The sequence below is a fragment of the Pseudomonas sp. 2822-15 genome, from assembly GCF_002742515.1.
Lineage (GTDB): Bacteria > Pseudomonadota > Gammaproteobacteria > Pseudomonadales > Pseudomonadaceae > Aquipseudomonas > Aquipseudomonas salomonii.
Genome location: NZ_LJRY01000259.1, coordinates 1 through 462, shown reverse-complemented (window position 1 = coordinate 462; position 462 = coordinate 1). Strand labels below are relative to the sequence as shown.

General features: G+C 35.3%; 1 protein-coding gene. It reads left to right on the top strand.

What is annotated here, in order from left to right:
* Positions 1-233 (top strand): DUF2187 family protein (locus AOA59_RS27080; RefSeq protein WP_218212216.1); only part of this gene is annotated, 233 nt, incomplete at its 5' end.
* Positions 234-462: the final 229 nt, after the last annotated feature.

Sequence of the window (462 nt, the reverse complement as noted above, 5' to 3'; positions counted from 1 at the left end):
GGGAAATACTAATTAGAAGGGAGGGTACAACAATGCCAGAAGAACAACCAACGCCTCCACCACCCGTGGAGGTCGGGGCGATAGTCAAGATTAACGCAGGTGAAGATAAAGGGGAGGAAGCAAAAGTAATTGCAGTTTATACTAATTCAGTTGCTGTGGAGCTAAACAAAATGCAAAAAAATGGGACTCTTGCTAGAACTGTATTAAGCCATAAAGAATACAGTAAGAAATAAAATTAATTATATAAAAAAACGGATTTTTTAGCTATACTTAAGTTAAATAAACTTGAGTATAGCTTTTTTTCTGAAAGTGTTCTATCTCACAACGTACAACTTCTTTCTCCGTTATGATGGAAATGTATAAAAAAGGCGATGCTAAAGTTAGCGGTGCCTTATAAAAAGAAAAAAGTGAGGGATAGAATATGAGTAATAATACAGTTACCAAGATTCATGCTCCTGATAT